Below are 25,626 nucleotides of genomic sequence, written 5' to 3'. Positions count from 1 at the left end.
GGTCGCGTTCCATGTCCGCCACGCCCAGCACCAGCCGTGAATGGCACCTCGTCGCCCGCCCGCACGGCTGGCCGACGCCCGAGGACTTCGCGCTGCGGGAGACGGCCGTGCCCGAGCCCGGCGAGGGGCAGATCCTGGTGCGCAACATCCACATGTCGGTGGACCCGTACATGCGCGGCCGGATGAACGACGCCCGCTCCTACATCCCGCCCTTCGAGCTCGACCGGCCCATGGAGGGCGGCGCGGTCGGCGAGGTCGTCGCCTCGCGCAGCGACGCCTTCCAGCCGGGTGACCACGTCCTGCACGGCCTCGGCTGGCGGGAGTACGCCCTGGTCGAGGCCGCGCACGCGGTCAAGGTCGACCCGGAGCTCGCGCCGCTGTCCACCTACCTCGGCGTGCTCGGCATGCCGGGCCTGACCGCCTACGCGGGCCTGCTGGAGGTGGCCTCCTTCAAGGAGGGCGACGCCGTCTTCGTCTCCGGCGCCGCGGGCGCGGTCGGCCTCCAGGTCGGCCAGATCGCCCGGCTCAAGGGCGCCTCGCGCGTCGTCGGCAGCGCGGGCACGGACGAGAAGGTCAAGGCCCTCGTCGAGGAGTACGGCTTCGACGCCGCCTTCAACTACAAGAACGGCCCGGTCGCCGAGCAGCTCAAGGAGGCCGCGCCCGAGGGCGTCGACGTCTACTTCGACAACGTCGGCGGCGAGCACCTGGAGGCCGCGATCGGCGCGCTGCGGCTGCACGGCCGCGCCACGCTCTGCGGCGCCATCGCCGGCTACAACGACACCGTGCCCCAGCCCGGCCCGCACAACATGATCGCGATCATCGGCAAGCGGCTCCGCCTGCAGGGCATGATCGTCCGCGACCACCAGGCGCTGCAGCCGCAGTTCGTGCAGGAGGTCGGCGGCTGGGTGCGCTCCGGCGAGCTCAAGTACCGCGAGACGGTCGTGGGCGGCGTCGAGAACGCCGTGGACGCGTTCCTGGGCATGCTGCGGGGCGAGAACACCGGCAAGATGATCGTCACGTTCTGAGGCCCTTCCCGCCCGTCCTGCGCGCTCCCGCCGTCCGCTCCACCGGCCGGCCGGAGCGCGCCGGATACCCTTCCCGCCATGCGAGATCTCATGGCGGGACTGACGTACCTGGGCAAGGGGCAGCGCTGGGTGGCGCGCAACCGGCGGCAGTGGGGCTTCGGGCTGCTGCCCGGGCTCATCACCCTCGTCGGCTACGCGGCGGCGGTCGTCTGCCTCGCCCTGTACGCGGACGACGCCGTCGGCTGGGCCACGCCCTTCGCCGACGGCTGGTCCTCCCCCTGGGCCGGCCTGTTCCGGGGCGCGCTGACCGTCCTGCTCTTCGGCGGCGGCCTGCTGCTGGCCCTCATCTCCTTCACCGCCGTGACCCTGCTGGTGGGCCAGCCCTTCTACGAGGAGCTGTCCGAGCGGGTCGACCGCTCCGTGGGCGGCGACGTCCCCGAGTCCGGGCTGCCGCTCTGGCGCGAGCTGTGGATCGCGGCCCGCGAGAGCCTCGCGGTCCTCGTGCGTGTCGCCGTCTGGGGCGTGCTGCTCTTCGCGCTCGGTTTCGTGCCCGTCGTCGGGCAGACCGTGATCCCGGCCCTCGGCTTCTGCGTCTCCGGCTTCTTCCTCGCCGAGGAGCTCACCGCCGTCGCCCTGCAGCGCCGCGGCGTGCCGCTGCGCGAGCGGCTGCGGCTGCTGCGCTCGCGCAAGCTGCTCGCGCTGGGCTTCGGGGTGCCGCTGACGCTGCTGTTCCTGGTGCCGTTCGTGGCGGTGTTCGTGATGCCCGGCGCGGTGGCCGGTGCGACGCTCCTCGTCCGGGACCTCATGGGCGAAGAGGCCGCCGCGGAGGACGCCCCCGACGGCCCCGGCCCCCGGACGGAGGACGAGGGCGCCGCGCTCGGCTGAGAGTCGGCCCCTTCTCAAGCGAGCGCCGGAAGGCGCTCAGCCGAGCGTCAGCACGGCCGGCACCAGCTCCGCCTCCGTGGCCGAGCCCTCCGCGAGGACGGAGCCGTCCGGCGCCCACACCGCGCTGAGGCCGCAGGCGTCGTACGGGCCCGACGGGCCGCAGTGGTTCGCCAGCAGGACGTGGAGGCCGCCGGCCTTCGCCAGCGCGGGGAAGATCTCCATCCGCTCCTGCGCGCCGCCGCCCTGCCCGTACAGCGAGCTGGCGAGCAGCACGCCGCACCCGTCGGCGACGGCGCGGGACCCGCACTCGGGGAAGTGGGCGTCGTAACAGATGACGTGCGCGAAACGGACGCCATGGAGCGTGAACCGGCCCTCTCCTGTCCCCGCCACGAAGCCCGCGGCCCGCTCCGTGTCCGTCACGTGCACTTTGTCGTAGCGGGTGAGGAGGGCGCCGTCCGGGCCGTAGACGTAGCTGGTGATCGTCGTTCCCGCGGCGGTCCGCCCCGCGCAGTTGACCACGGCCGCGACGCCCGCCGTGCGGCACGCGTCCCGCACGGGGGCGAGCCGCGGGTCGCCGGGCTCCATGACCAGCCGGTCGCCCCCGCCGATGATCGCGTCCAGCTCGTAGCCGGTGGCGGCGAGCTCGGCGAAGACGACGAGCGCGGCGCCGCGCTCCCCCGCCTCGGTGACGAACCCGGCCATCCGGGCCGCGTTCGCTTCGATGTCGCAGGGCCGGGCGGTGAACTGAGCTGCGGCGATGATCATCCGGCCATCATGGCGTCCGGCCGGCCGCGGCGGCCACCCCTGTGATCGACCGCACCTGCTCGACGATCGCGAGCCGGTTGCGCACGAACTCGGGATCGGTGACCGTGCCGGTCGCCGGGTCCGCGTTGCCCTGCCCGAACTGCAGCACCGGGGTGTGCAGGTGCCCGCCCGGCACGCCCAGGCGCACCGCGTCGCGCAGCAGGGTCGCCCGGTAGGCGATCTCGTTGGAGAGGTAGTCGCCTCCGCCGCCCGCCCGGGCGGTCGAGCCCGGGGTCGGCCCGTCCGGCCGGTCGACCGGCTCGGTGCCGCCCGCCGGGATCTCGGTGACCTCGGTGTTGTCGTGCACGGGGAACGGCCCGGTGGCGGCCGCGGTGATCGCCGCGTACGGGAGGCTGGTGGACGTCCACTGCGGCTGCGGGCGCACGGTCGGGATACCGGGCGGCACCGGCACGGTCTCCGTGCGGGAGACGTTCGCGTTGTCCGGGTAGCCGCCGCGCCAGGCGCCGTTGGTGCGCTCGACGTCGAAGCGGCCGGGGCGGCCCTGGCTGATCGTGGTGAAGACGTCCACCCGGCGGGGTCCCGGCCGGAAGTGCGGCAGCAGCGTCCGTTCCACCGTGCCGTCGGCGAAGTCCGCCCAGCGGACGGGGAAGACGGCGGCCTCGACGCGCGCCGGGCCGGCCGGGGTGTCGATCGTCGTGCCGTCCAGGGCGAGCGCGGCCGCGCCGGAGGGGTTGGAGCGGCGGGGGTCCGCGTCGAGCTGGAACGGGTCGAAGCCGGTGATGAGGACGCGCCTGACCTGCTCTCCGGCGGGGAGGTCGAGGGAGTCCTGGCCGCGCGAGGAGCGCTCGACGCGGCCGGTGAGCTCGGCGCGCTGCGGCCCGGACAGGCCGAAGGCGGGCTTCCACTCCCGCAGGGCGCGGGTCATGCCGAGCCGCGCCCAGTACAGCGGGCGGTCGTCGTCCCGGCTCAGGTCGCCGGCGCGCTCCGGGCCCGGGCCGCGGCCCTGCGCCCGGTCCACGGCCCGCCGCCACAGCCGCTGCCCCTCGGCCGTCGCGAGCCGCTGCGCCTGCGGCAGGGTGCGCGTACGGGCCAGGGCGGCGGCGAAGTCCGGGGCCGCGTCCGCGAAGCCGCCGCGGCGCAGGATCTCCTGCGGCACGGGGCCGGACAGGCGCTGCTCCTCGGCGGTGAGGGCCTGTCGTGCGGCGGTGGCAATGGCGGTGGCGCCGGCGGGGACCGGGGCGGCGGTGGCGGGCGGGGCGGCCGCGGAGGCGGCGAGAAGGGCGGCGCCGAGCGCCGCACCGAGGGGTATTCCGCCAAGTCTCATGGGATTCATGGGCCGGAACGTATCCACTGGGCCCGGTCGTGCGGTAGTGGGGTGTCAACTCTCTTTTAGGACAGTGAATTTCAAGCCACAATGAGGCATGAACCTCGTGCAGCACATTGCGGCTCCCCTGTTCGATCCCTCCGGCCAAGGCGTGCGCCAGTTCACCGAGTTGGGCATCGCGCTGCTGCTCTCCTCCCTCATCGGCCTGGAGCGCGAGTTACAGCAGAAGAGCGCCGGGCTGCGCACCCACACCCTCGTCGGGGTGGGCAGCGCGCTGTTCATGGAGGTCTCGATCCACGGCTTCGGCGCCGTGGCCGGCCTCGTCGGCGTCCGCCAGGACCCCTCGCGCGTGGCCGCCCAGATCGTCTCCGGCATCGGCTTCATCGGCGGCGGCCTGATCTTCGTGCGCCGCGACGCGGTGCGCGGCCTGACGACGGCGGCCACGATATGGCTGACCTGCGCGCTGGGCATGGCCTGCGGCGGCGGCCTGCCGCTGCTCGGCGCCGCGGCGACGCTGGTGCACTTCCTGGTGGTGCGCGGCTTCCCCGTGATCACCCGGCGCATGTCCATGGTGCCCGGCGACCGGGTCGAGCTGCACCTGTCGTACCGCACCCGCAGGGGGCTGCTGGCGCGAATACTGGAGCTGTGCACGAAGCGCGGCTTCCGGGTCACGGACGTGCACATCGAGCCGGAGCAGCCGGCGGACGGCCGCGAGCGGGGCAGGGCCAAGGAGGCCGGGGTGGTGCTGAGCCTGGAGGGCAAGGGCCCGGCGTACCCGCTCGTGGAGGAGCTGACGTACTGGGACGGGATCATCGGGGTCGGGCTGCGGGCACACCAGGACGCCGGGGACTAGCCCCCGGCGCCGGGGCTCCGCGGCCGTCCGCGGGGGCGGCGCGGACCGGGCGACCCGGGCGACCTGCGCCGACGGGCGGTTGTCAGTGGCGGGTGTCACGCTGGCTTCGCAAAGGACCCGCGAAGGGAGATCACTTCCATGATCACCACCGACTTTGTCCCCGGCTCCCCCTCCTGGCTCGACCTCGGCGCCCCCGACGTCCCGGCCGCGGCCGCCTTCTACGGCGCGGTGTTCGGCTGGGAGTTCCGGTCCTACGGCGAGGAGGCGGGTGACTACGGCGTCTTCCGGCTGGACGGCAAGTCCGTCGCCGGCATCGGCCCGCTCACCGAGGAGGGCGCCCGCTCGGCCTGGATGATCTATTTCGGGACCGCCGACGCGGACGCCACGGCCTCGGCCGTCGAGCGGGCGGGCGGCACGGTGCGGCTGCCGCCGACGAGCCCCGGCGAAGGAGAGGGCGAGGGCCGGATGGCCCAGTTCACCGACCCCCAGGGCGGCCAGTTCGCCGTCTTCCAGCCCGGCACCTACTCCGGCCTGGAGGCGGCCGACACCCCCGGCACCCTGTCCTGGACCGAGCTGTACACCACCGACGCGGCGGCGGCGCGGGAGTTCTACGGCGCGGTCTTCGGCTGGACCGCGGAGGACATGCCGCTCCCGGGCGGCGGGGGAACGTACACCCTGCTCACCCCGCAGGGCCGGGACAAGGAGCTGATGCACGGCGGCCTGATGCAGCTCCCCTCCGAGCACCTCGCCCTGAACGGCGGCCGCCCCTACTGGCACCCGGTCTTCGCCACCGCGGACTGCGACGCCACGGTCGCGAAGGTCGTCGAGGGAGGCGGCTCGGTGCAGATGGGCCCGGAGGACGCGGAGGGCGTCGGCCGCCTGGCCGTCTGCCTGGACCCGGCGGGAGCCGACTTCGTGGTGCTCCGCCCGGAACCGGAGAGCTCGGGCGGCTGAGGGCCCGGGCTGCGGCCGGACTCGGTCCGGGAAAGGAGTCGCGCGACCGTACGGGCCCGGGCATGATCGCCGGATGACGTGGACAGCACCCGCCATCACCCGGCCGGCCGGATCCCTCGCGGCCGGCGAACGCACCATGCTCACCGGCCTGCTCGCCTGGCACCGCAGCACCCTGCTGCACAAGTGCGCCGGGCTGACCGGCGAGCAGCTGGCCGAACGGACCGTGCCGCCGTCCGGCCTGTCGCTGCTGGGGCTGATCCGTCACATGGCGAAGGTCGAGCGCATCTGGTTCCGCGAGCGGTTCGCCGGCCAGGACGTGCCGCGGCTCTACAGCACGGAGGAGAACAGGGACGCCGACTTCGAGGAGGCGGACCCGGCCCGCGCCGCCGCGTACTACGCGTGCCTGCTGGAGGAGCAGCGCCTGGCCGACGAGGCGGTCGCGGGGGCGTCCCTGGACGACACGTTCACCGTCGACGGCGAGCCGTGTTCGCTCCGCTTCGTCCACCTCCACCTCATCGGCGAGTACGCCCGCCACAACGGGCACGCGGACCTGCTGCGGGAGCGGGCGGACGGGGTCACCGGCGGCTGAGCGCGGCGGCGGGCCGGGCGGACCCGTCGCTCCGCCGGCCCGTCGCCGCCGCCGGCGTGCGTCGGTGCCGGCGTACGCCGGTGCCGGCGCGTCTCAGTTCCGGACCAGCCGGTCCGCCGACCACGCCGCGAAGGCGAGCAGGCCCGCCGTCAGCACTGCTGCCACGGCGGCCACATCGGCCACGGCCCCCGCGTCGAGCGGCGCCCGCCCCAGCACCTTGTGCAGGGCGATCCCCAGGCCGCCGACCGTCACCAGCGGCCCCGCCGCGTACCAGCCGAGGAAGAGGATCACGCCGGGGTCGCCCATCGGCGTGCTGATGCCGGTGGCCATCAGGTGCGTACGGGCCGGGCCGCGGCACGCCGCGAAGACCGCCGCCGCCGCGAACGGCACCGCGCACACCGGCATCAGCAGCAGCGCCCAGGGCGCCCCCGCGACCGCGAACGGCACCGCCGCGAGGAGCGCCGTCAGGGCGCCCAGCACGGTCGGCACCACCGCGTGCTGGAGCATCAGCGTGCGGAAGCGGAACGGGGACCAGGCCGCGCGGCGCACGTCGTCCGTCTCCAGCCGGGCCGGTTCGGCGAGCGCACCCACGCCGACGTAGCCGAGCAGCAGCGCGGCGACGAGGCCGATCACGCGCTCCGGCCCGCCGAACTGCAGCCCCAGGGCGGCCGTCGCCGTGGCGCACGCCATCCACATCAGGGCCTTCGCCGGGCGTGCGGGCGCCCTCAGCAGGGACAGCAGGTCCCGCCACACCACCACGAGGTACTTGCTGCGCGGACGCGGCAGCCGGACCCGGCGGGCGCCGCCGGTGCCCGTGGCGTCCATCAGGGCCAGCTTGGCGGCCCGCAGCTCCACCGAGTACATCACCGAGGAGACCGTCTGGGCGGTCGCCGCGCGCCGCCGCAGCTGGGTGGTGGGCACGCGCGCGGCGTCCCGGTGCCCCTGCACCAGGCCCGCGGCCGCCAGCAGCACCAGCAGGGCCACCGCGGCGGGCCAGGCGGGCGCGTGCCCGCCGGTCACGGAGACGACGGGCTGGGCGGCCCAGCCCCACGGCCCGGACCAGAGCTCCACCTGCTCCAGCACCGCGCTCCGGTGCCCGTACGCCGCGGCCGCGACCTGCCCCGCCAGCAGCATCAGCACGAGCACGGCCAGGGGCGTGAACCGGCGTACGAGACGCGCGAGCCCGGCCCGGTGCTCCACCGCCATGCCGACCGCCACGGCCAGCAGCGGCAGGCACACCGCGGCCGGCAGGAGCGCGAGCAGCGCGGTGACGAGCGGGGCCAGGTCGATGACGCGCAGGACGACGGCCGCGGCGACCGCCACCAGAAGCGCCGGGACGACCGCGACCGCGGCCGACAGCCGGAACCACGGGCGCAGGACGGCCGCGCGGCGCACGGGCTGCGCGAGCAGCCAGCCGACCGAGGGGGCGGGGACGACGACGGGGCCGCGCCACAGGGCGTCGCGGGCCGCGAGCAGGGCCAGGGCGGCGGTCAGGAGGGTGAACAGGGCGGGCAGCGTGTCCTGGACGCGCTCGCCGAGGCCGCCGTAGTCCGCGCCCAGCCGGGCCCGCCGCAGGAAGTGGACGGCGTAGGCGCTGCCGTAGCCCGCGCCGATGAGCACGACCGAGTAGAGGAGGACGGCGAGGTCGCGGCCCTTCTGCCGGCGGTGGGCCTTGCGCTTCTCGCGCAGCCAGGCCAGCGTCTCGGCGGTGCGGTCGTCCTCCTCCTCGGTCCAGGTGGGCTCGTCGGTGTCGATGCCGATGGCGGTGGCGATGCCGGTCGCGGTGGCGATCTCAGTGTCGGTGTCCACCCCGGCGCCGGTGCCCGCGGCCGGGGCCCCGCCCGGTGCCTCCCCGCTCATCCGCGCAGCCCCAGCCCGGCCAGGACCTCCGCCGGCGGGCCCTCGGCGATCACCCGGCCGTCCTCCAGGGCGATCATCCGGTCCGCGACGGACTCCGCCAGGTCGGCCTGGTGGGTCGCCAGCAGGACGGCCACGCCGTCGCGCTTCTCGCCGTTCAGCAGCTCCGCGAGGCGGACCCGGGCGTCCGGGTCGAGCCGCTGCTCGGGCTCGTCCAGGATGAGCAGGTCGCGGGGGCGGACGAGGGCCGCGGCCAGCAGCAGGGACTGGAGCTGGCCGGAGGAGAGCGAGCCGGGCAGGGCCCGCGCGTGGTCGGACAGCCGGCGGTCGGCGAGCACGTGGTCGATCCAGGCGCCGGCGTCCTCCACGGCGTGGGCGACGGTGACGAGTTCGAGGTGCTCGCGCACGGTCAGGTCCGGGTAGGTGGCCACGGTGTCGCCCACGACCGCCACCCTGGCCCGTACCTCCGGGTCGTCCTCGGAGATCTTGCGGCCCGCGAACCGCGCGGTGCCGGCGGTGGGCTCGTCCCGGCCGGCGGCTATCCGCAGCAGCGTGGACTTGCCCGAGCCGTTGTGGCCGAAGAGGGCGGTGCAGGTCCCCGGCTCCAGGTCGAGGTCGAGCGGGTGCAGGGCCTCCCTCTCCCCGTAGGTGCGGCTGACTCCGCGCAGCCGCAGGAGCGGGGCGGGGCCGCCGCCCCGCGGGGCCTTCGAGCCGGACATCAGAGCCTCCGTACGCTGGTGATCACTCACCCCGACCTTAGGTGAGCGGGGAGTGTCCGCGGAGCCCCGCCCGTCCCGCCGCCGGGTGCGCGACGATGGCCGTCATGTACCCAGCCTCCGACTTCCCGTCCGAGCCGGGCCCGCGGTCCGGCACTCCCGGCGCCTTCGGCCGGTCCCACCGCCCCACCGGTCCCGCCCGTCCCGGCACTCCCGGCGCCTGGGACACCTTCGGTCCCCTCGGCTTCCAGCTCGTCCTGCTGCGGCGCATGGCCGACCACCAGCCCGGCCTGGTCGAGGACGCCCTGCGCGAACTCGGCGTCGACCGGAGCAGGATGCGGGAGGCCAACCGCCGCTGGCAGGCCGTGCTGCGGGCCCCCGGGCGGCGCGGGGCGCGCCCGCCCTACCGCTCGGTGCTCGGCCCGCCCGAGGCCACCGGCGAGCGGCACGTGGGCGACCTGACGTTCGAGGCTGCGACGTGGCGGGTGCCGCTCTGGCCGGACCTGCGGTTCGAGGTGCTGACGGCGCCCGGCGGGGCCGTCTGGAACGAGTGGCTGGTCCGCGCCCCGGGAGCGCCCGCACCCGAGTTGCGGACGGTGGAGGACCTCAAGCCCTGGTCGTGCACCGTGGACGAGGTGGCGCGCGCCTTCGCCCCCGCCCGGCCGCTGGAGGGCACGGCCCCCACCCGCTGGCGGCTCGCCTTCACGGCGCCGGACGCCTCCGGGAAGCGGGCCGCGTACACGGCCGAGTTCACGTGGGGGCTGCTGCAGCGGTTCGTCTGAGGCACCCGGGGGCCACCACCGGGCGGGGGTGCGTCTCCTCCTTCCGGGGGAGGCAGGACTGGCCGTTCACCCGAAGCGGGGGCGCCGCGGCCGTCCCTAGCGTGAGCAGCGTTCCCTCCCCCCACGCCCGGATGGATGCCCGATGCCCCGTACACCCCGTGCACCTCGTACGCCGTGTGCACCCCGTACGCGCCGTGCGCGCCTTCCCGTCCTCGCGCGCGCCCTCGCGGCCCTGCTGCTGCCGGCGGTGCTCGCCTCGGCCGTGCTCACCGGCTGCTCGTCGGGCACGGAGGCCAGCACGGCCGCCAGCGGCACCCCGGCCTCGGCGGAGGAGCCCGCCCGCGTCTCGATCCCGTCCATCGGCGTGGACAGCGCCCTGCTGCGCCTGGGCAAGAACGGCGACGGCACCGTGCAGGTGCCGCCGCCGGAGAAGGGCATGACCGCCGGCTGGTACACCGGCGGCGCGACGCCCGGCGAGCCCGGCGCCGCCGTCCTCATCGGCCACAACGACACCCGCGACGGCAAGGCCGTCTTCCACGACCTGGGGAAGGTCGGCAAGGGGACCGTCGTCAACGTCCGGCGGGGCGACGGCAAGGTGCTGCGCTTCACCGTCACCGGGAAGGAGACGGCCGACAAGTCCGCCTTCCCGACGCAGAAGGTCTACGGGGAGACGAAGGAGCGGGTGCTGCGCCTGATCACCTGCGCCGGGAGCCTCGACGCGGACGGGCACCCGGTGCAGAACCTGATCGTCTACGCGGCCCTGACGTCGTGACGTGACGACGCCGGGGCCGCGGAGCGCGAACGGGCGGGCGTCAGGCCAGCTCGGCCGTCAGCGTGATCGTCGTGCCCGTGAGGGCCTGGCTGACGGGGCAGTTCTTCTTGGCGCCCTCGGCGGCCTCCTGGAAGGCCGCCGCGTCCAGGCCCGGCACCTCGCCGCGGACGGTGAGGTGGATGCCGGTGATGCCCTCGCCGGGCTGGAACGTGACGTCGGCCTTGGTCTCCAGGCGGGTGGGCGGGTTGCCCGCGCCCGTCAGGCCGTGCGAGAGGGCCATGGAGAAGCAGCTGGAGTGCGCGGCCGCGATGAGCTCCTCGGGGCTGGTCTTGCCGTTGGCCTGCTCTGCGCGCGACGGCCACGACACCGGCTGGGAGCCGATGCCGGACGAGTCGAAGGTGACGGTGCCGCTGCCCTTGAGCAGCTCACCTTCCCAGACGGTGTGCGCGGTGCGGGTGGTGGCCACGAATACTTCCCTCCACTGGAATTCGGTCGTACGAAGGCGGTCGTACGGGGACCGGGGCGTCACCGGCCCTTCCGGTCCGCCCCGATCATCGGTGCACGGTGGCCGTGGCCCCGGTTCCGACACGCTCCGCCGGTCCTGCAACGGATCACGCCGACGGCTGGTTCCAGGCCACGAGCGCGGGGCGGCCGTGTTCGGTGCCGATCCGGCTGAGGGTGGCCGTGTCGAGGCGGAAGAGCGCGCCCGCGGCCGGCGGCAGGCCGAGCCTACGGGCGGTCAGCACGCGCAGGAAGTGGCCGTGCGCCACCAGCACCACGTCGCCCTCGCCGCCGCGGTCCCCGTCCAGCCAGGGCGCGAGGCGCGCGAGGACGCGGTCGGCGCGGGCGCCGACCTCCGCGGGCGTCTCCCCCGGGTGCTCCGGCGGCCCGGGGACGACCCCGTCGTCCCACAGGTACCAGCCGGGGCGGGTGCGGTGGATCTCCGCGGTCGTCACGCCCTCGTAGCCGCCGTAGTCCCACTCGTGGAGGTCGGGGTCGGTCACGGCGCCGTCCAGCCCGGCGAGCTCGGCCGTGCGCAGGGCCCGCTTCATGGGGCTCACCAGCACCTTCGCGACCGTGCGGCCCGCGAGCAGCGGCCGCAGGGCCTCCGCCTGCCGCTCGCCGCGCCCGGTCAGGGCCACGTCCGTGAAGCCGGTGTGCCGGCCGTCGCGGCTCCACTCGGTCTCGCCGTGACGGACCAGCAGCAGCTCACTCACCGGCGGACTGTCCCTCGCCCTGCGCCGCCCGCCCGGCCTTGGCCTGCTCCTCGGCGACGGAGGCGCGCACCTCGTCCATATCGAGCGCGCGGGCCTGGCGGATGACGTCCTCCAGGGCGGCCTCCGGCAGGGCGCCCGGCTGGGCGAAGACCGCGATGTTGTCCCGCACGATCATCAGCGTGGGGATCGACCGGATCTCGAACGCGGCGGCGAGCTCGGGCTGGGCCTCGGTGTCGACCTTGGCGAAGACCAGGTCGCCGTGGCGCTCCGCGGCGCCCTCGTACACCGGCGCGAACTGCCGGCAGGGGCCGCACCACGACGCCCAGAAGTCGATGAGGACGAATCCGCTGCCGGAGACGATCTCGTCGAAGTTGTCCTTGGTGAGCTCCACCGTGCTGCTGCTCATGCGTCGCTACCTGCTTCCGCTGTGGCGTCGGGTGACCGTCGGACCGGCCCAGCAGCGCCAACAGGATGAAGCCGGGCCGTATTCCGGCGCATACCCGTGCCCGGGCGGGGCAGACGGACGGCGTGGCCGAAGACGTGCGCCGCCCGGCCCCCGACAGCACGAAGCCCCGCCGGGTCGTTCCTGTCCGGAACCGGGCGGGGCATCGAAAACGCTGGTCGCATCGTTTCTGCACCAACGTCACGCGTGTGGGGCGGGTGGGACTCGAACCCACGGCCGACGGATTATGAGTCCGCTGCTCTAACCGGCTGAGCTACCGCCCCGTTCACGGCGCGTCGCGCACATCTGTGCGCGCCGTCTGCCGCAGCATAGCCGCTCATACGATCTGCTGCCCCTGAGGGGGCGTATTGCGTGACCTACCTGACCATGAGGACTTCGATCACGGCGGGGCGGTTCCCTCCGGAAGGGTCCGGATACGAAAAAGGACCCCCACAGGGGTCCTCGATCGCTTGCTCCTCCGACTGGACTCGAACCAGTAACCTGCCGGTTAACAGCCGGCTGCTCTGCCAATTGAGCTACAGAGGATCGCGCTCCCCCGACTGGACTCGAACCAGTAACCTGCCGGTTAACAGCCGGCTGCTCTGCCAATTGAGCTACAGGGGATTGCTGCGTTTGCCGCGAATGCGGTGCTGCCCGGGCGTCCGGGCGGCGTGCGCTCGCTGCGAGACATACATTAGCGCAAGCAGGGGGGTGCTCCGCCAATCGGTTCCCCGGGAGTGACCTTCGCACCCGGCGGGTAGGCGGCGACCACAGCGTCCGAGGGAAGGGTGGAGCGGGATGCGCTACCGGCTGACGTTCATGATCGGGGCAGCCGTCGGGTACGTACTGGGCGCACGGGCCGGCCGCGAGCGGTACGAGCAGCTGCGCAAGGGAGCCCGGCAGATCGCCCAGAACCCCGCGGTCCGCAATACGGTCGAGTCCGCCGCCCAGAACGGCAGGGCCATGAGCTCCCGGGCCTTCGCGAAGGTGGGCGACCGGCTGCCGGACTCGGTGAGCGAGCGGGTGCGGTCGCTGCGCGAGCGCGGACAGGGCGGCGCCGAGGACGACTGGGGCACCAGTAACACCTGACCGGGCCGTGAGCCCCTGACCCGGCCGCCGGCCGGCCGGGTCAACACCCGACCGGCGCACGGAGCATGCCCCGGTGTTTGGCATCATCTCGGCATGGGCATAGTCGCGGGCTTGGACAGTTCCACCGAGAGCACACGGATCGTCGTCTGCGATACGGACACGGGGGCCGTGCTCCGCCAGGGGTACGCCCCCCATCCGCCGACCGACGGCGACCCCCAGGCATGGCTGATCTCCCTCGGCGAAGCCGCCGCCGGAGGCCTCCTGGAGGGCGTACAGGCCATCGGGGTCTCCGCGCAGCAGAACGGGCTGCTCGCGCTGGACGCCGGCGGCGTCCTCGTCCGGCCCGCCATGCTCGGCAACGACAAGCGCATGCAGCCCTCCGCGGCCGACCTGACCGACGCGCTGGGCGGCCGCGCCGCCTGGGCCCAGGCCGTCGGCTCGGTGCCGCAGCCGGGCCAGATGGTCGCCAAGCTCCGCTGGCTCGCCCGCAACGAACCCGAGTCCGCCCAGCGCATCGCCGCCCTGCTCCAGCCGCACGACTGGCTCGTGTGGCAGCTCCTCGGCCGCCCGCTGCGGCGCACCACCGACCGCGGCGACGCCTCCGGCACCGGCCTGTGGTCCGCCGCGACCGCCTCCTGGCGGCCGGACCTGGTGGAGCTGGCCCTGGGCCGCCCGGCCGTGCTCCCGGACGTCCTCGCGCCCGCCGAGCCCGCCGGGCACACCCCCGAGGGCCTGCTGATCTCCGCCGGCACCGGCGAGACGATGGCGGCCGCCTTCGGGCTGGGCGTGGGGCCGGGCGACGCCGTGATCTCCCTGGGCGCCTCGGGTTCGGTCTTCGCCGTGCACCACGAGGCGCTGGTCGACCCCTCCGGGACGATCACCTCCTACGCCGACGCGACCGGCATGCACCTGCCCGTGGTGCACACCCTCAACGCCGTGCGCGTGCTGCGCGGCACGGCGGAGCTGCTGGGCACGGACCTGGCGGGCCTGTCGGAGCTGGCGCTGCAGTCGAGCCCGGGCTCGTACGGGCTGGTGATGCTGCCGTACCTGGAGGGCGAGCGGACCCCGCACCTGCCGCACACCGCGGGCACGCTGGCCGGGCTGCGCCGCGAGAGCATGAAGCCGGAGCACCTGGCGCGGGCCGCGTTCGAGGGCATGCTGTGCGGGCTCACGGACGCGCTGGACGTGCTGCGGGGGCGCGGGGTGCAGGTGCGCCGGGTGTTCCTGCTGGGGGCCGCGGCAGAGCTGCCCGCCGTGCAGGCCGTCGCTCCCGCGCTCTTCGGCACGCAGGTCGTCGTGCCCCAGCCGGCGGACTACGCGGCGCTGGGAGCGGCCCGGCAGGCCGCCTGGGCGCTGGGCGTCCAGCAGGGCACGCTGGCCCCCCACGAGCCGCCCCTGTGGCCCTCGGCGGCCAGCCAGGTGTTCGAGCCGGGCGAGGACCTGCCGGTGGGTCAGGCGGTACGGCAGCAGTACGCGGCCGTGCGCGAGCAGACCCATCCGGGGGCGTTCGACGCCGCCGGCTGACCGGCGCTCCCCCGGTCAGTCGAGGTAGCCGCGCAGCTGGTCGGCGAAGGCGTGGTCGCGCAGCTTGTTGAGGGTCTTGGACTCGATCTGGCGGATGCGCTCGCGGGTCACGCCGAAGATGCGGCCGATCTCCTCCAGTGTGCGGGGACGGCCGTCGACCAGCCCGTACCGCAGCTGCACCACCTTGCGCTCGCGCTCCCCGAGCGTCGACAGGACCGCCTCCAGGTGCTCGCGCAGCAGCAGGAAGGCCGCCGACTCGACGGGAGAGGCCGCGTCGCCGTCCTCGATCAGGTCGCCCAGGGCGACGTCGTCCTCCTCGCCGACGGGCGCGTGCAGGGAGACGGGCTCCTGCGCCAGCCGCAGGACCTCGCTGACGCGCTCCTGGGTCAGGTCGAGGTGGGCGGCCACCTCGTCGGCCGTGGGCTCGTAGCCGCGCTCCTGCAACATGCGGCGCTGGACGCGGACGACGCGGTTGATGAGCTCCACGACGTGCACCGGGACGCGGATGGTGCGGGCCTGGTCGGCGAGGGCGCGCGACATGGCCTGGCGGATCCACCACGTCGCGTACGTGGAGAACTTGTAGCCGCGGGCGTAGTCGAACTTCTCGACCGCCCTGATCAGGCCCAGGTTGCCCTCCTGGACCAGGTCGAGCATGGTCAGGCCGCGGCCGATGTAGCGCTTGGCGACCGAGACGACGAGGCGCAGGTTCGCCTCGATCAGCCGCCGTTTGGCCATCCGGCCCAGCACGACGAGCCGGTCGAGGTCCAGGGCGAGCTGGGAGTCCAGGTCCGGGGCGCCGGCGAGCTTCTCCTCCGCGAACAGCCCGGCCTCCACACAGCGGGCGAGCTCCACCTCCTCGGCGGCGGACAGCAGCGGGATGCGGCCGATCTCGCGCAGGTACTGCCGGAAGAGGTCGGAGGACGGGCCGCCGCCGGTGTCGGTGCGGGCGGAGTCCGACTGCTCGGCGCGCGCGGCCCGGGGGGACGCGGTCTCCGTCTCGGCCTCGGTCTCCTCGGCCTCGTGCGGGGCGCCGGCCGGCGCGGGGCTCCCCGCCGGATCCGGCAGGGGCGGCTCGTCGGAGACGCTCTCGGCCTGGGGCGCGGCGGGCTGCCGGGGGACGCCCTGGGCCGGGGCGGCCGCGGGCCGTGACGGGAGCCTGGTCGGTGTCCGGGTCTGCACGGGGGCGACCTCCAAGGTGATCGCTGCCGGTTTCGGGGCGGCATGCGCCGGAGGGGCGGCAGCGGCCTGGCCGCCGGCCGTCCCGGGGATCAGGAGCGGCTTCGCGAAGGGTTCCGAGTTCCGGGTCCGAGCGGCCGGGCCTGCCGCGTCCGAGGACTCAGGCACCGCCCACCAGTGTGGGGTACGACGCGGGCCCGCCACGAGGGGCTTGCGGGCACTTTCTGAGTCCGTTCCGTGACCGCGGGTTACGGAAGGTGCCGGCGCCCCGGTGCGGGGTCACTCGGGTGAAGGGCTCAGCCCTTCGATCCCGCCGCGACGCGAGCAACCCCCACGACGTGACCGGCGGTGCCGGACGACACTTCCGGTGGGCTCGGCACCGCCGGACCACTCCGTGGGGGTTGCTCACCGTTGCGGCGGAAAGGAAGAGGCCCGGCCCCTCCGCCTCTGAGGCAGCTCCCTCGAATCCGCCGCGGCGGCGGGAAGAGAGGGGCTGGGCTCCGGCGACAGACCCGCTAGAGCGCCGCCGCGCCGCGGTCCTTCAGGGAGCGGCTGTACTGCTCCAGCACCCACAGCTCGTTCTGCACGGCCGTCAGGTGTTCCGGCGCGGCCTGGTTGCCCAGCCGGATGAGGCTGCCCTGGACCTCCTGGATGCGGCGCTCGACGGCGCGCAGCCGGACCTGGACGAGCTGTATTCCCGCGTAGACCTCGTCGACGTTCTTGTGCCGGATCGCCTCGACCGCCAGCTCGGTGATCATCGCCCGGACGGTGTCGTCGGGGGCGGCGTCCCGGACGCGCGTGAGGTAGTCGGCGGGGGCGCCGGTGACGCCGCCGGCCTCCTCGACGGCGCGGCGCACGGCCACGTAGGGCGCGGCGGTGAACTCGTCCTCGCCGTAGGCGTCGAAGGCGGGGGCGACGAGCTCGGGCCGCTGCAGGGCGAGCTTGAGCAGCTCGCGCTCGGTGAGCGCGGCGGGGCTGCGCAGGTTGAGCGCGGGGCCGCGCCGCACGGGCTCCTGCGGCGCCGCGGGGGCGGCGGGCGCCGCGCCCCGGCCGCGCCCGGCGGACGGCGGCTGCTGGCCGCGCTCGCGGGCCCACTTGGCGAGCTGGCCGACGCGGCGGACGACGAACTGGGTGTCGAGGATGCCGAGCATGCCGGCGAGCTGGACCGCGTACTCGTGCTGGATGGAGGTGTTCTTGATGTTGGAGACGATGGGCGCGGCCGCTTCGAGCGCGGCGGCGCGCCCCTCGGCGGTGTCGAGGTTGTGCCGGCCGACGACGTGGCGGATGGCGAAGGCGAACAGGGGCGTGCGGGATTCGACGAGCGCCTGGACGGCCGCGTCGCCCTCGGCGAGCCGCAGCTCGCAGGGGTCCATGCCGCCGGGGGTGATGGCGATGGAGGTCTCGGCGGCGAACTTCTGGTCGTCCTCGAAGGCGCGCAGGGCGGCCTTCTGGCCGGCGGCGTCGCCGTCGAAGGTGAAGACGACCTCGGCGCCGGAGTTGTCCATCAGCAGCCGGCGGAGGATCTTGATGTGGTCGCCGGCGAAGGCGGTGCCGCAGGTGGCGATGGCGGTGGTGACGCCGGCCAGGTGGCAGGCCATGACGTCGGTGTAGCCCTCGACGACGACGGCGCGGCTGGTCTTGGCGATGTCCTTCTTGGCGAGGTCGATGCCGTAGAGGACGTGCGACTTGCGGTAGAGCGGTGTCTCGGGGGTGTTGAGGTACTTGGGGCCGTTGTCGTCGTCGCGGAGCTTGCGCGCGCCGAAGCCGACGACCTCGCCGGTGATGTCGCGGATGGGCCACATCAGGCGGCCGCGGAAGCGGTCGATGGGCCGGCCGCCGCGGCTCTCCTGGGCGAGGCCGGAGAGGATCAGTTCCTTGTCGCTGAAGCCCTTGCCGCGCAGGAAGCGGGTGAGGTGGTCCCAGCCGGCGGGGCTGTAGCCGACGCCGAAGTGCTCGGCGGCCTCCTGGCCGAAGCCGCGGCTCGCGAGGAACTGCCGGCCGATCTCGGCCTCGGCGCTGCCGAGCTGCTCGGCGTAGAACTTGGCGGCGTGCTTGTGGGCCTCGACGAGGCGGATGCGCTCGCCCTGCTGGCGGCCCGGGGTGTAGCCGCCCTCCTCGTAGCGCAGGGTGATGCCGGCCTGGGCGGCCAGCCGCTCGATCGTCTCGGCGAAGGAGAGGTGGTCGATCTTCATGACGAAGTCGACCGTGTCCCCGCCCTCCTGGCAGCCGAAGCAGTAGAAGAGGCCCTTGGCCGGGCTGACCTGGAAGGACGGGGACTTCTCGTCGTGGAAGGGGCAGAGGCCCTTGAGGTTGCCGCCGCCCGCGTTGCGCAGCTGGAGGTACTCGGACACGACGGCGTCGATCGGGACCGCGTCCCGTACCGCCTTCACGTCGTCGTCGTTGATCCGTCCTGCCACGCGTGAATTCTACGGGCGGGGGCCGCCGGCCCGGGACCGTCAGGACTGCGCGGGGCTGGGCAGCAGGGCGTCGAGGGGCACGGCGGGGTCGGCGAGGGCCTCGGGGTCCAGCGGGGCACCGGAGCGGATGAGCTTCTGGAGGGTCTCCGTGACATCCCACACATTGACGTTCATCGCGGCGAGGAGGCGCCCCTCGGCGAGCCAGAAGGCGATGAACTCGCGCTTGCCGACGTCGCCGCGGCAGACGACCTGGTCGTAGGAGCCGGGCGGGGCGTAGCCGGAGTACTCCAGGCCGACGTCGTACTGGTCGGAGAAGAAGTAGGGCACCCGGTCGTAGACGATCTCCCGGCCGAGCATGGCGCGGGCGGCGGCGGGGCCGGTGTGCAGGGCGTTGGCCCAGTGCTCGACGCGGAGCCTCGTCCCCACCCATGGGTGTTCGGCCGCGGCGACGTCGCCGGCGGCGAAGATCTCGGGGTCGGAGGTGCGCAGGGAGGCGTCGACGGCGATGCCGCCGCCGTCGGCCCGGTCGACGAGGGCGAGCCCGGCGGCCTCGGCGAGGGCGGTGCGGGGGGCGGCGCCGATGGCGGCGAGGACGGCGTGGGCGGGGTGCTCCTCGCCGTCGTCGGTGCGGGCGGCGAGGACCATGCCGTCCTGGCCGGTGATCTCGGTGAGGCGGGCGCCGAAGTGGAAGCGGACGCCGTGCTCGCTGTGCAGGTCGGTGAAGAGCTGGCCGAGCTCGGGGCCGAGGACGGGGTGCAGCGGCGTGGGCTCGGGTTCGACGACGGTCACCTCGGCACCGTAGGAGCGGGCGGCGGCGGCGACTTCGAGGCCGATCCAGCCCGCGCCGGCGATGACGAGGTGGCCGTTGTCGCGGCCGAGGGAGGCGAGGACGCCGCGCAGCCGCTCGGCGTGGGCGAGGCGGCGCAGGTGGTGGACGCCGGCGAGGCCGGTGCCGGGGATGTCGAGGCGGCGGGGCTCGGCGCCGGTGGCCAGCAGCAGCTTGTCGTAGTGGACGCGGGTGCCGTCGCCAAGGCGGACGGAGCGGGCCGCGCGGTCGAGGTGGACGGCGGGCTGGCCGAGGTGCAGCTCGATGTCGGCCTGGGCGTACCAGCCGGGCTCGTGGACGAAGACGCTGTCGCGGTCCTCCTTGCCGGTGAGGTAGCCCTTGGAGAGCGGCGGGCGCTCGTAGGGGTGCTCGCGTTCGTCGCAGATGAGGATCACCCGGCCGGTGAATCCCTCCGCGCGCAGGGTCTCCGCGGCCTTCGCCCCGGCCAGGCCCCCTCCGACGATGACGAACGTCTGGTTCGCGTCGACCACTTGCTGCCTCCTCGCTGCCACGCAGTGCGTCTGCGTTGAACCGCCCCCGGCCGGAATCGCCCGTGCAGAGGTTGCCGCACGGGGCCCGCCGCCGGAAGAGGGACTACCCCGGACGGGTCAGTACCCGCATGGTGTGGGGGAAGTCCTCGGATTCTGTGGACATTCGGTCACCCTTCTGACACAGCGCGTCCGTCGGTGAGGCGGGTGAGCAGGGAGCGCGCGGAGACGTCGGTCAGGGCGGCAATCTGGTCGATGACGGCGCGCTGGCGGCCCGCGTCGTCGGCGGCGGCCGCGTACAGGGAGCGGAACTGCGGGTCGAGGCCGTCGGGGGCGCGGGCGGTGAGGGCCTCGGCGAGCTCGGCGATGACGACGCGCTGGTCGGCGCGGAGCTTCTCCTGGGCCGGGCGCTGCATCACGTAGCGGTCGGCGACGGCCTTCAAGACGGCGCATTCGAGGCGGGTTTCGCGGGGGACGACGAGCTCGGCCCCGTAACGGGTGAGCCGGCCGGGGCCGTGGGCAGCGCGGGTGGCGCTCTCGGCGGCCAGGCAGAAGCGGCCGATGAGCTGGCTGGTGGCGTCCTTGAGGCGGGCCTGGGCGACGGCGGATCCGTCGTAGCCGTGCGGCCACCACTCCTGCTCCAGGAGGCGGTCGAGGGCCTCGGCGAGCTCTTCGGGCCCGGCGCCGGGGGCGTAGCGTCCGGCGGCGACGGCGAAGACGTCCTGCCGCTCGGGCTCGGCGAGCAGCGCGTTGGGGTCGAGGTGGCCGGCGTGCAGGCCGTCCTCGACGTCGTGCACGGAGTAGGCGACGTCGTCGGCCCAGTCCATGACCTGGGCCTCGAAGCTCCGCCGCCCCTCGGGGGCGCCCTGCCGGAGCCAGGTGAAGACGGGCAGGTCGTCCTCGTAGACGCCGAACTTGCGGGAGGCGGGGTCGGTGGGGTGGCCGCCGCGCGGCCAGGGGTACTTGGTGGCGGCGTCGAGGGCCGCCCGGGTGAGGTTGAGGCCGACGCTGACGAGCTCACCGCTGCTGCCGCCGGGGACGAACCGCTTGGGCTCCAGGCGGGTGAGCAGGCGCAGCGACTGGGCGTTGCCCTCGAAACCGCCGCACGGCCCGGCGACTTCGTCGAGCGCCTGCTCGCCGTTGTGGCCGAACGGGGGGTGGCCCATGTCGTGCGCGAGGCAGGCGGCCTCCACCAGGTCGGGGTCGCAGCCGAGCGCCGCGCCGAGCTCGCGGCCCACCTGGGCGCACTCCAGGGAGTGCGTGAGGCGGGTGCGGGGGCTGGCGTCCCAGGCCTGGGCACTGACGCCGGGCGTGACGACCTGGGTCTTGCCGGCCAGCCGGCGCAGGGCCGCCGAGTGCAGCACGCGGGCCCGGTCGCGCTGGAAGGCGGTGCGTCCGGGGCGCTTGTCCGGCTCGGGCGCCCAGCGCTCCAGGTCCTGCTCGTCGTATCCGGCGATGACGGGCTTCTCGCCGGGGGTGCGTGCCGCTGCGTTCATACCCCGACGGTAACCGCCGGGTGTGACACCAGCGACGGCGTGAGCTGGAGCGGAGCGGGAACCGAGGGTGCGTCCGGGGCGTTCTTACCGGGGCGACGGGGAGGAATGATCGACATGGTGCGGGGCCGCGTGCTGCGGATGCGGGTGCGGATGCCGCGGACGCGGCGGGAGAGACGGCGGCTGCTGTGGGCGGCCGTGGCCGGCTGCGTGCTCGCGCTGCTGCCGGTGACGTGGGTGTACGCGGCGGCGGAGCCGCGCGTGCGCACCGTCTCGGACGTGCCGTCCGCGCCGGTCGCCGTGGTCTTCGGTGCGGGCCTGTGGGAGGGCGAGCCGTCCCCCTACCTGGCCCACCGCCTGGACGCGGCCGTCGAGCTGTACCGGGCGGGCAAGGTCCGCGTCGTGCTGGTCACCGGCGACAACAGCCGCGTGGAGTACGACGAGCCGGACGCGATGCGCACGTACCTGACGGAGCGGGGGATCCCCGCCCAGCGGATCGTCAGCGACTTCGCGGGCTTCGACACCTGGGACTCGTGCACGCGCGCCGCCCGCATCTTCGGGGTGAAGAAGGCGGTGCTGATCACCCAGGGCTTCCACGTCCGGCGGGCGCTGGCGCTGTGCGGTGCCGCGGGCATCGACGCGTACGGGGTCGCCGTGGCCGCCAAGCACGACGTCACCTGGTACGCGGGCGGCGCGCGCGAGGTGTTCGCCTCGGGGAAGGCGGCGCTGGACGCCCTCGTCCGGCCGGGGCCGCGGTTCCTGGGGCCGCACGAGCCGGGCGTGCAGCAGGCGCTGGCGGAGGCCGACAAGAGGTGAACCCGGGCGGAAGCGGGGGCGGAGTCCGGGGCGACGGCCCGTACGGCTTCCGGGCCAGCGCGGCTACGTCTTCCTCGTCCGGGCGCCGCGCGGAGTGAGTATGCCGGGGTCAGGACCGGGCCGTCGCGCGCGGCCCACGATGCGCGCCGCATTTCCCTACGCCGTTCCGTCGGCGAGCCTCTGACCTGCCTGCAGAAATCCACTGCCGACCATATAAAGGGACTGTCGCACCAGTCCCTTCCTTGGTGATTCGTTGAAGCGCCGTTTACACCCCCCGGAATCTTCTGACAGCGTATGGCCGCTACGCCGGTGAATTGAGCCGGAAACCGGACGTCAGGAGGACAGATGCGCCACGGCACCGCTCTGCGGGAGGACATCGCAGCGCCCGGTACCACCCCCCTCATCGGTATCTACGACATGTACTCGGCCTCCATCGCCGCACAGCACTACGACGGATTCTTCGTATCCGGGTTCGGATTCGCCGCGTCCCACTACGGCCTCCCCGATATCGGCTTCATCGCCTGGCCCGACATGCTCGGCTTCGTGGAACGCCTGCGCCCGGCCTTCCCCCGCCACCACCTCCTGGTGGACATCGACGACGGCTACGTCGACCCCGAGGTCGCGTGCCACGTGGTGCGGCGGCTGGAGCGGGCCGGGGCCTCCGGGGTGATCCTGGAGGACCAGAAGCGGCCGCGCCGGTGCGGGCACGCGGACGGAAAGATCATCCTGCCGCTGGACGAATACCTGAACAAACTCGAACTGGTGCTGGCGGCCCGGAATGACCTGCTCGTCGTGGCACGCACCGACGCCACCGAGGAGAACGAGATCCTGCGCCGCGCGGCGGCCCTGGCGGAAACGGGGGCGGACGTCGTCCTGGTCGACGGGGTGCGCAGCGTGGAGTGGATTCGCAAGGTCCGTTCCGTCATCGGCGACAAACCGCTGCTGTTCAACCAGATCGCGGGCGGGAAATCCCCCCGCCTTTCCCTGACCGAGCTCGCCGGGCTCGGCGTCGATCTCGCCATTTACAGCACGCCGTGCCTTTTCGCCGCGCACCGTGCGATCGACGGGGCGCTGACCGCCCTGCGGGAGGACGACGGGCGGCTGCCGGACGCCGCGGCGGGCGGCGAGATCGGCGTGGCGAGCTCCACCCGCCTGCTGGAACGCAACATCGGCGGGCAGCGCCTGGGCCGGCAGGCGGTCCCGGCGTGATCCGTGGCGCCGCTCTCCTCGCCGCGGGCGTCGCCGGCGCCGTGATCGCGGGCACGCTCCTGGGCGGCGAGGCCTCCGCCGGGGTCCGCGTGCGGGTCGATCCCCCGGAGCCCTGCCCCAAGGGCATCGGCCCCTCCAACGTCGGCGTCCTCGTGGTCGACAATTCGCGGGCCGACTCCTGGCTGGAGGTCGACCGCACGGCCAACACGCTCATCGGCAGCAAGGGCACGGCCGGCAGCGACCACGACGGCGGCGGTGGCGCCATCGACGTGCACAACCGGGACGTGGGCGGCTCCGCCCAGTCGCAGCCGGAAGGCGGCTGGATCGGCCACACGCCCGGCAGCCGGGACGAGGAGGACTGAGGGGAGGCGGCGAGGAGGACCGCAGGAGCGGCATGGGGGGCGGGGAGCCGCGGGGGCGTCAGGCCCGCTGCGGCTCCCGTCCGTTTATCGCGTCCAGGTACAGCTTGAAGATCTCGTCGTCGTTGACCGGGCTGTACGAGATCTGCGCGCTCTCGTCCCCGTCCGGCCCGCCCCCGTTGAGGCCGCCGAGGACCCCGACGAGGTCGCCCGTCTTCGTGCGTTCGTCGAAGTGGGTCAGCCAGGGGCTGCCGGAGGTGCCCGAGACGTAGCCGTCGCAGCGCATCCGCAGCTGGCGGCGGTCGTCGAGGCGGGTCGTCATGGCCGTGCAGCGGATCGCTCGGTCGGCGGGGTCGTCGTCGGCGTCGGGGTAGCCGATGACCGTGACCCGGTTGACGTAGCCGGGGGTGCGGACCAGCCGGTTGGCGCCGGTGACGCGCTCGACCTGGCGGCCGCGGCCGTCGGGTCTGAGGGTGGCGAAGGCGAAGTCGAGGTCGGAGCCCGGGCCGGTGTCGGAGCGGCGGGGGTCGACGAAGGCGCGGTCCACGGCCCACACGCCGTAGGGCTGCCGGTCGGCGCCGGCCCGGTAGTCCGGGACGAAGGCGGCGTCGGAGCCGACGGAGCAGTGCCCGGCCGTGACGATCAGGTTGCCCTTGGGGCTGTGCACCACGCTGGCCGTGCAGTGGTGGTCGCGCATGTCCTCGCCGACGGAGAAGAGCACGCCCACGGACGGCACGCCGTCGAAGTGGCGGGCGCTGCCGGTGATGCCCTGCGCGGCGGGTGCGGGGGCGCCGCCCGCGCCGTCGTCGCCTCCGCCGCCGTCCAGGGACTGCTCCATCCGTGTGGGGCCCCAGAACCGGCGGGCCTCCTCACTGGACCAGCTGCCCTCCCGGCCATGGCCTCCGGCCCCCCGGGGCACGGCCGCCGCGAGGGTGACGACATAGAGCCCCGCGAGCACGGCCCGGACCCATCGGACCCGGCCCCACCGGGAGAAACGCACGAGAACCCCCACCACGTCAGGAAGGTAGTCGACAGGCTAACCGCATCTGCCGTGCACGGGATCGCGCCGGGCCGATTTACCTATCGCTTTACCTCCTGCTTTACCTTTCGTCGTGCTCCGGCCGGCCGTAACCGGGCAGGCGGGCAGCCGAACAGACGGGCCGACAGGCAGGCCCGGTCAGCCGCCCCACTGGTCGTAGCCCAGCTTGCACACCAGCGACACGACCACCACGAGGAGCACCGCCCGCACGAAGCCGCTCCCCCGCTTGAGCGCCATCCGGGCGCCCACCGCGCCGCCGGTGAGGTTGAACAGCGCCATGGGGGCGGCGACCTGCCAGATCACGGAGTCGTGCAGGGAGAAGGTGACGAGGGCGCCCACGTTGGTGCACACATTGATGATCTTGGCGGTGCCGGAGGCCGTCACCAGGTCCATGTGGAGGATCGCGGCGAGGGTGAGCACGAGGAAGGTGCCGGTGCCCGGGCCTATGAGGCCGTCGTAGAAGCCGATGCCGAGGCCCGCGACGAGGATCGCGGCGAGGGTGCGGCGCCGGGAGACCGGCTCGGCGGTGGGCACGGCCGTGCCGAAGGTGGGACGCAGCAGCACGAAGGCGAGCACGGCCAGCAGGATGGCCATGATCAGGGGCCGCAGGACGGCGTTGCTGATGCCGGTGGCGAAGACCGCCCCGGCCAGCGAGCCGCCGAGCGCGGCCAGGCCGATGCGCAGGGCGGTGCGCGGGTTCACCGGCGCGCGCCGGGCGTAGGCGACGGCCGCCGCCGCGGTGCCGCAGATGGCCACGGCCTTGTTGGTGCCGAGGACGTGCGCGGGCGGCACGTGCGGCAGGCCCACCATGAGCGCCGGGAGCTGCAGGAGGCCGCCGCCGCCCACCACCGCGTCGATCCACCCCGCCGCGGCCGCGGCGAGGCAGAGCACGAGCAGGGTCGACAGCGATATGTCGGTGGTCACCCCGGCGATCGTACGGGCTCCTCCCAACTCGCCCGCGGAACAGGGCCGGAGTCCCGGCGGGACTCGGACACACGGGCGTCATGTC

At 74.3% G+C, this 25,626-nt stretch carries 25 protein-coding genes and 3 tRNA genes; 12 read left to right on the top strand and 16 right to left on the bottom strand.

Translation table 11 applies throughout. From position 1 onward, the window contains the following. Positions 1-11: 11 nt before the first annotated feature. Positions 12-1,025 (top strand): NADP-dependent oxidoreductase, encoded by a 1,014-nt coding sequence (locus NQU55_RS09580; RefSeq protein WP_168093807.1) that lies wholly within the window; start codon positions 12-14, stop codon positions 1,023-1,025. Positions 1,026-1,103: 78 nt separating this feature from the next. Then, positions 1,104-1,910, top strand: coding sequence for an EI24 domain-containing protein (locus NQU55_RS09575; protein WP_256790245.1), 807 nt, complete (start codon positions 1,104-1,106; stop codon positions 1,908-1,910). 36 nt (positions 1,911-1,946) lie between these two features. Here NQU55_RS09575 and NQU55_RS09570 read toward each other — a convergent pair whose 3' ends face one another. Continuing rightward, entirely contained in the window at positions 1,947-2,675 is a 729-nt protein-coding gene (locus NQU55_RS09570) for a carbon-nitrogen hydrolase family protein (RefSeq protein ID WP_168095590.1), read from the bottom strand. 7 nt (positions 2,676-2,682) lie between these two features. After that, positions 2,683-4,008 carry a pyroglutamyl-peptidase I gene (locus tag NQU55_RS09565; RefSeq protein ID WP_168095591.1) on the bottom strand — a complete coding sequence of 442 codons (1,326 nt, stop codon included), beginning with the start codon at positions 4,006-4,008 and terminating at the stop codon, positions 2,683-2,685. 97 nt (positions 4,009-4,105) lie between these two features. On the opposite strand from NQU55_RS09565, the gene NQU55_RS09560 reads away from it, so the two are divergent. From NQU55_RS09560 to NQU55_RS09550, 3 genes are all read left to right on the top strand, one after another. Then, the gene (locus NQU55_RS09560; RefSeq protein WP_168095594.1) at positions 4,106-4,852 is read left to right on the top strand and encodes an MgtC/SapB family protein; all 747 of its coding nucleotides are present in this window, start codon (positions 4,106-4,108) and stop codon (positions 4,850-4,852) included. A gap of 138 nt (positions 4,853-4,990) precedes the next feature. Continuing rightward, the gene (locus tag NQU55_RS09555; RefSeq protein WP_168095592.1) at positions 4,991-5,806 is read left to right on the top strand and encodes a VOC family protein; all 816 of its coding nucleotides are present in this window, start codon (positions 4,991-4,993) and stop codon (positions 5,804-5,806) included. A 73-nt stretch (positions 5,807-5,879) separates the two neighbouring features. Continuing rightward, positions 5,880-6,395, top strand: coding sequence for a DinB family protein (locus NQU55_RS09550; RefSeq protein ID WP_168095593.1), 516 nt, complete (start codon positions 5,880-5,882; stop codon positions 6,393-6,395). A 93-nt stretch (positions 6,396-6,488) separates the two neighbouring features. On the opposite strand, the gene NQU55_RS09545 is transcribed toward NQU55_RS09550, so the two are convergent. Both NQU55_RS09545 and NQU55_RS09540 read right to left on the bottom strand, forming a co-directional pair. Then, the gene (locus NQU55_RS09545) at positions 6,489-8,204 is read right to left on the bottom strand and encodes a hypothetical protein (RefSeq protein ID WP_256790243.1); all 1,716 of its coding nucleotides are present in this window, start codon (positions 8,202-8,204) and stop codon (positions 6,489-6,491) included. A gap of 47 nt (positions 8,205-8,251) precedes the next feature. After that, entirely contained in the window at positions 8,252-8,971 is a 720-nt protein-coding gene (locus NQU55_RS09540; RefSeq protein WP_168095957.1) for an ABC transporter ATP-binding protein, read from the bottom strand. Positions 8,972-9,066: 95 nt separating this feature from the next. On the opposite strand from NQU55_RS09540, the gene NQU55_RS09535 reads away from it, so the two are divergent. After that, positions 9,067-9,750 carry a hypothetical protein gene (locus NQU55_RS09535; protein ID WP_240976924.1) on the top strand — a complete coding sequence of 228 codons (684 nt, stop codon included), beginning with the start codon at positions 9,067-9,069 and terminating at the stop codon, positions 9,748-9,750. Between the two features lie 142 nt (positions 9,751-9,892). After that, positions 9,893-10,522 (top strand): class F sortase, encoded by a 630-nt coding sequence (locus NQU55_RS09530; RefSeq protein WP_168095958.1) that lies wholly within the window; start codon positions 9,893-9,895, stop codon positions 10,520-10,522. 40 nt (positions 10,523-10,562) lie between these two features. Here NQU55_RS09530 and NQU55_RS09525 read toward each other — a convergent pair whose 3' ends face one another. From NQU55_RS09525 to NQU55_RS09500, 6 genes are all read right to left on the bottom strand, one after another. Next, a complete protein-coding gene (locus tag NQU55_RS09525; RefSeq protein ID WP_168095959.1) occupies positions 10,563-10,988 on the bottom strand; it encodes an OsmC family peroxiredoxin in 426 nt (141 codons plus the stop codon). Between the two features lie 145 nt (positions 10,989-11,133). Further along, positions 11,134-11,739: a histidine phosphatase family protein gene (locus tag NQU55_RS09520; protein ID WP_168095960.1), complete on the bottom strand. Its 606-nt coding sequence runs from the start codon at positions 11,737-11,739 to the stop codon at positions 11,134-11,136. Further along, positions 11,732-12,145: a thioredoxin gene (trxA, locus tag NQU55_RS09515; protein WP_168095961.1), complete on the bottom strand. Its 414-nt coding sequence runs from the start codon at positions 12,143-12,145 to the stop codon at positions 11,732-11,734. Before trxA ends, NQU55_RS09520 begins: the two co-directional genes overlap by 8 nt. Positions 12,146-12,391: 246 nt before the next feature. Further along, positions 12,392-12,465, bottom strand: a tRNA-Ile gene (locus tag NQU55_RS09510). Positions 12,466-12,654: 189 nt separating this feature from the next. Continuing rightward, a tRNA-Asn gene (locus tag NQU55_RS09505) sits at positions 12,655-12,727 on the bottom strand. A gap of 5 nt (positions 12,728-12,732) precedes the next feature. Further along, a tRNA-Asn gene (locus NQU55_RS09500) sits at positions 12,733-12,805 on the bottom strand. A 174-nt stretch (positions 12,806-12,979) separates the two neighbouring features. Here NQU55_RS09500 and NQU55_RS09495 point away from each other — a divergent pair. Beyond that, positions 12,980-13,270: a YtxH domain-containing protein gene (locus NQU55_RS09495; protein WP_168097108.1), complete on the top strand. Its 291-nt coding sequence runs from the start codon at positions 12,980-12,982 to the stop codon at positions 13,268-13,270. 93 nt (positions 13,271-13,363) lie between these two features. Further along, positions 13,364-14,794 carry an FGGY family carbohydrate kinase gene (locus NQU55_RS09490; protein WP_256790239.1) on the top strand — a complete coding sequence of 477 codons (1,431 nt, stop codon included), beginning with the start codon at positions 13,364-13,366 and terminating at the stop codon, positions 14,792-14,794. Between the two features lie 15 nt (positions 14,795-14,809). Here NQU55_RS09490 and NQU55_RS09485 read toward each other — a convergent pair whose 3' ends face one another. The 4 genes from NQU55_RS09485 to NQU55_RS09470 all read right to left on the bottom strand — a co-directional run bounded on the left by NQU55_RS09485 (position 14,810) and on the right by NQU55_RS09470 (position 21,197). Beyond that, entirely contained in the window at positions 14,810-16,138 is a 1,329-nt protein-coding gene (locus NQU55_RS09485) for an RNA polymerase sigma factor (RefSeq protein WP_168096754.1), read from the bottom strand. 347 nt (positions 16,139-16,485) lie between these two features. Beyond that, complete coding sequence (dnaG, locus tag NQU55_RS09480; RefSeq protein ID WP_168094488.1) at positions 16,486-18,387, bottom strand: DNA primase; 1,902 nt, start codon at positions 18,385-18,387, stop codon at positions 16,486-16,488. A gap of 39 nt (positions 18,388-18,426) precedes the next feature. Then, a complete protein-coding gene (locus NQU55_RS09475) occupies positions 18,427-19,704 on the bottom strand; it encodes an NAD(P)/FAD-dependent oxidoreductase (RefSeq protein ID WP_168094489.1) in 1,278 nt (425 codons plus the stop codon). A 167-nt stretch (positions 19,705-19,871) separates the two neighbouring features. Next, a complete protein-coding gene (locus tag NQU55_RS09470) occupies positions 19,872-21,197 on the bottom strand; it encodes a deoxyguanosinetriphosphate triphosphohydrolase (protein ID WP_168094490.1) in 1,326 nt (441 codons plus the stop codon). Positions 21,198-21,302: 105 nt separating this feature from the next. On the opposite strand from NQU55_RS09470, the gene NQU55_RS09465 reads away from it, so the two are divergent. The 3 genes from NQU55_RS09465 (at position 21,303) to NQU55_RS09455 (ending at position 23,581) form a co-directional block, all read left to right on the top strand. Further along, complete coding sequence (locus NQU55_RS09465; protein ID WP_168094491.1) at positions 21,303-22,010, top strand: SanA/YdcF family protein; 708 nt, start codon at positions 21,303-21,305, stop codon at positions 22,008-22,010. A gap of 345 nt (positions 22,011-22,355) precedes the next feature. Further along, positions 22,356-23,219, top strand: coding sequence for an isocitrate lyase/PEP mutase family protein (locus NQU55_RS09460; RefSeq protein WP_168094492.1), 864 nt, complete (start codon positions 22,356-22,358; stop codon positions 23,217-23,219). Beyond that, on the top strand, positions 23,216-23,581 hold the full coding sequence (locus tag NQU55_RS09455; protein ID WP_168094487.1) for a hypothetical protein: 366 nt from the start codon (positions 23,216-23,218) through the stop codon (positions 23,579-23,581). The genes NQU55_RS09460 and NQU55_RS09455 overlap by 4 nt, the downstream gene beginning before the upstream one ends. A gap of 58 nt (positions 23,582-23,639) precedes the next feature. Here the strand turns inward: NQU55_RS09455 and NQU55_RS09450 are convergent, their stop codons facing one another. Together NQU55_RS09450 and NQU55_RS09445 are read right to left on the bottom strand one after the other, a co-directional pair. Then, positions 23,640-24,593: a trypsin-like serine peptidase gene (locus NQU55_RS09450; protein ID WP_206329694.1), complete on the bottom strand. Its 954-nt coding sequence runs from the start codon at positions 24,591-24,593 to the stop codon at positions 23,640-23,642. Positions 24,594-24,755: 162 nt separating this feature from the next. Further along, on the bottom strand, positions 24,756-25,541 hold the full coding sequence (locus NQU55_RS09445) for a sulfite exporter TauE/SafE family protein (protein WP_168094493.1): 786 nt from the start codon (positions 25,539-25,541) through the stop codon (positions 24,756-24,758). Between the last annotated feature and the right edge of the window lie 85 nt (positions 25,542-25,626).

Origin of the sequence: Streptomyces telluris, assembly GCF_024519335.1 — a bacterium.
Lineage (GTDB): Bacteria > Actinomycetota > Actinomycetes > Streptomycetales > Streptomycetaceae > Streptomyces > Streptomyces telluris.
Note: the sequence above shows the minus strand (reverse complement) of the source record. Positions and strands in the feature narration are given on the sequence as shown.

What these genes read in the sequence shown, in the direction of transcription:
- NQU55_RS09570 (WP_168095590.1), bottom strand. Translation starts at nt 2,675, where the DNA reads ATGATCATCGCCGCAGCTCAGTTCACCGCCCGGCCCTGCGACATCGAA.
- NQU55_RS09470 (WP_168094490.1), bottom strand. Translation starts at nt 21,197, where the DNA reads ATGAACGCAGCGGCACGCACCCCCGGCGAGAAGCCCGTCATCGCCGGA.
- NQU55_RS09460 (WP_168094492.1), top strand. Translation starts at nt 22,356, where the DNA reads ATGCGCCACGGCACCGCTCTGCGGGAGGACATCGCAGCGCCCGGTACC.
- NQU55_RS09490 (WP_256790239.1), top strand. Translation starts at nt 13,364, where the DNA reads ATGGGCATAGTCGCGGGCTTGGACAGTTCCACCGAGAGCACACGGATC.
- NQU55_RS09465 (WP_168094491.1), top strand. Translation starts at nt 21,303, where the DNA reads ATGATCGACATGGTGCGGGGCCGCGTGCTGCGGATGCGGGTGCGGATG.
- NQU55_RS09530 (WP_168095958.1), top strand. Translation starts at nt 9,893, where the DNA reads ATGCCCCGTACACCCCGTGCACCTCGTACGCCGTGTGCACCCCGTACG.
- NQU55_RS09535 (WP_240976924.1), top strand. Translation starts at nt 9,067, where the DNA reads ATGGCCGTCATGTACCCAGCCTCCGACTTCCCGTCCGAGCCGGGCCCG.
- NQU55_RS09540 (WP_168095957.1), bottom strand. Translation starts at nt 8,971, where the DNA reads ATGTCCGGCTCGAAGGCCCCGCGGGGCGGCGGCCCCGCCCCGCTCCTG.
- NQU55_RS09550 (WP_168095593.1), top strand. Translation starts at nt 5,880, where the DNA reads ATGACGTGGACAGCACCCGCCATCACCCGGCCGGCCGGATCCCTCGCG.
- NQU55_RS09495 (WP_168097108.1), top strand. Translation starts at nt 12,980, where the DNA reads ATGCGCTACCGGCTGACGTTCATGATCGGGGCAGCCGTCGGGTACGTA.
- trxA (WP_168095961.1), bottom strand. Translation starts at nt 12,145, where the DNA reads ATGAGCAGCAGCACGGTGGAGCTCACCAAGGACAACTTCGACGAGATC.
- NQU55_RS09565 (WP_168095591.1), bottom strand. Translation starts at nt 4,008, where the DNA reads ATGAATCCCATGAGACTTGGCGGAATACCCCTCGGTGCGGCGCTCGGC.
- NQU55_RS09580 (WP_168093807.1), top strand. Translation starts at nt 12, where the DNA reads ATGTCCGCCACGCCCAGCACCAGCCGTGAATGGCACCTCGTCGCCCGC.
- NQU55_RS09575 (WP_256790245.1), top strand. Translation starts at nt 1,104, where the DNA reads ATGCGAGATCTCATGGCGGGACTGACGTACCTGGGCAAGGGGCAGCGC.
- NQU55_RS09555 (WP_168095592.1), top strand. Translation starts at nt 4,991, where the DNA reads ATGATCACCACCGACTTTGTCCCCGGCTCCCCCTCCTGGCTCGACCTC.